Genomic DNA, 3566 nt, shown 5'->3' with positions numbered 1-3566 from the left:
CCGAATCCTGGCTCTACATAAGCCGGATTTTTGAGACTTTCAAGGCTGTATGATGGTGAAGGAAGATTTGCAACAAGGAAGCTTTTGAATGTTGAGTCTTTTGATGCGATGTCCTCTGCGAGCATTTTTGCTACGACTGCGGCTCCGTAAGCGTTCAAGTGTGTTGAATCAAGGGAAGCCTCTTTTGAGCCTGTCATTGCATGGAATTTCTTTGCTTCTTCGCCTTCTTTTTCGTAGAGGGCTTTTGTGTTTGCTGTCTGGTCTGCAACGACGATGTTAAGCTCTTTTCCCAAATCACGGATTGCTTCCGGGTAATCTCCGCCTGGGAATTTTTCGTCACCCTTTGTGACATGGACGACTGAGCCAGAATATTCACCTTTCGGGCTGTATCGGACGATTGGAGTAACGAGGATTGGTGTTGCGCCTGCATCCTGAGCAAGCTTGATGTAGTTGTGATAAAGCGAATACTGGAATGAGCCTTCATCATCTTTTCCCATGTTCGGGTCTGTGAAACGCTCTGCTTCAAGTTTTTCATCATTGTGACCGAATGCGATTACAAGATAGTCACCTTTGCGGATGTTCTTTTTGAGGATGTCGTAATTTACTGCTGAGCCTGAATCAGAAATAAAGCTGATTGATGAGCGGCCGCTTACTGCGAGGTTTACGACGGCAGCTTTTGAAGGGTCAAGATAATCCTGAAGTTTTGTTCCGAATCCGAATCGCGGGATATAATACGGATCGTTGAAAGGCGATGCGGTTGAGTCTCCGACGATAAAGATTCGAGAAAGGCCGCTTGTGCTTGGAACAGAGATTTCTTTTGCAACGACGGCTTCTGTTTTCTCAAGTTTTGCTGTTGCTGCATCCTGAGCAAAAGCAGAGAAGGAAATGGAAGTGAGCAGGGCAATGCCCGCAATAAATGTTTTTTTCATTTTATTTCTCCATAGAATATAGGAATTTAAAATCAGTATAGAACGAGTTTTTTGAAATAAAAAGTTAAAATAAAGATGTGAATTTGTCGGATTTTGTCAGATTTATACAACTATTGTCCTATTTAAAAATGTTTTAAATTCCTTTAAGATTGTCCTACTAATTTAAAATTGGAGTAAAAAATGGATTCTGTAATGCTTGCAAAAAATCTTGCGTTCTTGCTTTATCTGGGATTTATGATTTACATCGGTCTTCGGAACGCAAGCAAAAACAACAGCTCATCAGACTTTTTCTTGGGCGGACGAAAGGTTGGTCCGTGGGTCACGGCTCTTTCTGCTGAGGCTTCGGATTCCAGCGCATGGCTTTTGATGGGCTTGCCTGGCTTGTGCTATCTTGGTGGCGTTCGCGAGACTTTCTGGACTGCGCTTGGTCTTATCGTTGGAACTTACCTCAACTGGCTTTTCGTTGCAAAACCTTTGCGCAAATGCTCAATTTCTTTCGGTGACTCAATCACAATTCCTGAGTTCTTCTCAAACCGATTCAACGACAAATCTCATATCCTTTCAATCGTTTCGGTTGTCCTGATTGTATTCTTCTTCACGATTTACACGGCTTCAGGATTCGTTGCCTGTGCAAAACTTTTCAACTCAGTTTTCGGACTTCCATATCACGCAGGACTGGCAATCGGCCTTGTCGTAATTTTGTGCTACACAATCACAGGCGGGTACACCGCAGTCTGTACTACGGATTTCGTTCAGGGAACTTTGATTTTCGTTGCTTTCGTGGTTTCAGCCACAATCGCTATTTTTGCTTTGGGAGGCCCGTCTGAGGCAATTGCTCAGGTTCAGGCATTTGATGCTCGTGCGCTCGCAAATGAATTCGGCGAGAATTTACAGAAAGCTTTTGAAGGAAACAAATCTTACAAAGGAATGGCAATTATTTCGGCTCTCGCATGGGGCTTGGGTTACTTCGGAATGCCGCACATCATCGTCCGTTTCATGGGAATCCGCTCAAACGAGGACATCAAAAAAGCCCGCCGAATCGGTACAGCCTGGATGGTCATTTCTTATGTCGGAACATTCTTAATCGGTACTTTGGGCACGGCTTATCTTTTGAAGCACGGCGTTCTTCTTGGAACTGGCAGCGAGGAAGTTGCTGTGGCCGGTGTAACTCAGTTCGGCGACGCTGAGACTGTTTTCAGCGCAACAATGCTCAAGATGTACCCGGCTTTCATCGGCGGAATCTTCTTGTGTGCGATTTTGGCTGCCTCAATGTCAACCGCAGATTCTCAGCTTTTGGCGGCTTCAAGTGCAGTCGGTCAGGACATCTACAAAGGAATCATCAACAAGAATGCTGATGAAAAAACAGTCCTTAACATCAGCCGATTCACGGTCTTCTTCATTTCATTGATTGCGCTCTTCCTTTCGCTCAATCCGAATTCTTCAATTTTCGGGCTTGTTTCTTACGCTTGGGCTGGCTTCGGCGCAACATTCGGTCCGCTCGTTCTCCTTGCTCTTTACTGGCGAAAAACAACGGCTAAGGGCGCAATTGCAGGTCTTATCACAGGATTTGCGGCTGTCGTTTTGTGGCACAATATTCCGGCTTCAGTCCACAAGATTTTCGGCCTCTACGAAATTCTGCCGGGCTTCGCAGTTTGTCTTTTGTTCACAGTTGTTGTCTCTCTCCTTGACAAAAAGAAGGACGAAAAAGTGCTCACTCAGTTCGATGCCTACAAAGAAATGAAAGACTAAATTTTTCTTCATAATTAAAAAGATTTCTTTTGTTTTTCTAAAAACCCTCTGTTATAATAGAATTCATGTTTTAAGCTTCATTTGGATTCCACTGTAACGGGGGGTTTTCTTTGAAAAAATGCAGCCTGACATTCAAATTCTCATTAATGTTTGCGGGATTCACATTCGTAACTCTCGTTTTCGGTTCAATTCTTTCTTATCTAAATCAGACCAATCTTTATAAACAGCAACGCGAGGAAAGCATACGCTATGTTGCATCATATCTTGAAGAAGTAATCACTTCTGATGGCTCAGATTTTTTGTGGTGGCAAAAATATTTTGTTGAGCATTACAAAGACCTTTTGGTTCCGCATGATTTTGGCCCCAAAGAAATTCAAGAAGCTCGCCATAAGTATGAAAATCTTTTCTTAAAAAAATATCCCGGAATGATTCTCGGCGTGGACATTTCGTTTGACGAGCTTTCTGAGGATGTAAAAACAGCTTATACAGTCTACAAGCATGAATATTATCTCGATAAATTCGAGCAGGCAAAACAAAGATTCAATTTGGCTTATGTTGAATATGTGATTCCAAACACAGCGGGTAAAAGCATTATGTATGCGCTTGATGCCTTGCGTGATGCAAAAATTGTTGACGATGAGAAATATATTGAGCTTGGAATAACGGTAACACATGCTTTCGAGGAACATCAAACAGAATGGGATGCATGGATTTCGGGAATTCAGCCTACTGGTTATGACGCTTTTGACAATGAATTTGGCAAGACTTACGCTTACTATATGCCGCTTTACATCGGAACTAGAAAACTTGGATTGATTGGTGTAGAAGTTGAAATTGGCAAAGTCAACCATGAAATTCTTAAAGCGACAATCCGCCAGATGCTCATGA

Annotated in this window: 3 protein-coding genes; 2 read left to right on the top strand and 1 reads right to left on the bottom strand. The window is 42.8% G+C overall.

All coding sequences use genetic code 11. The features are described 5' to 3' along the window. Positions 1-929: SGNH/GDSL hydrolase family protein (locus tag B2089_RS01005; RefSeq protein WP_296685457.1), on the bottom strand; the 929-nt coding region annotated here is incomplete at its 3' end. 180 nt (positions 930-1109) lie between these two features. On the opposite strand from B2089_RS01005, the gene putP reads away from it, so the two are divergent. Beyond that, complete coding sequence (gene putP / locus B2089_RS01000) at positions 1110-2678, top strand: sodium/proline symporter PutP (protein ID WP_296685455.1); 1569 nt, start codon at positions 1110-1112, stop codon at positions 2676-2678. A 110-nt stretch (positions 2679-2788) separates the two neighbouring features. Then, positions 2789-3566 (top strand): hypothetical protein (locus B2089_RS00995; protein WP_296685452.1); only part of this gene is annotated, 778 nt, incomplete at its 3' end.

The organism is Treponema sp. UBA3813 (genome assembly GCA_002368605.1).
In the GTDB taxonomy this organism is placed as follows: domain Bacteria; phylum Spirochaetota; class Spirochaetia; order Treponematales; family Treponemataceae; genus Treponema_D.
The sequence above is the reverse complement of the archived record's forward strand: the minus strand, read 5'-3'. Positions and strand labels throughout refer to the sequence as shown.

Excerpts from the sequence above, each read along its gene's own strand:
- putP (WP_296685455.1), top strand. The coding sequence starts at position 1,110 with ATGGATTCTGTAATGCTTGCAAAAAATCTTGCGTTCTTGCTTTATCTG.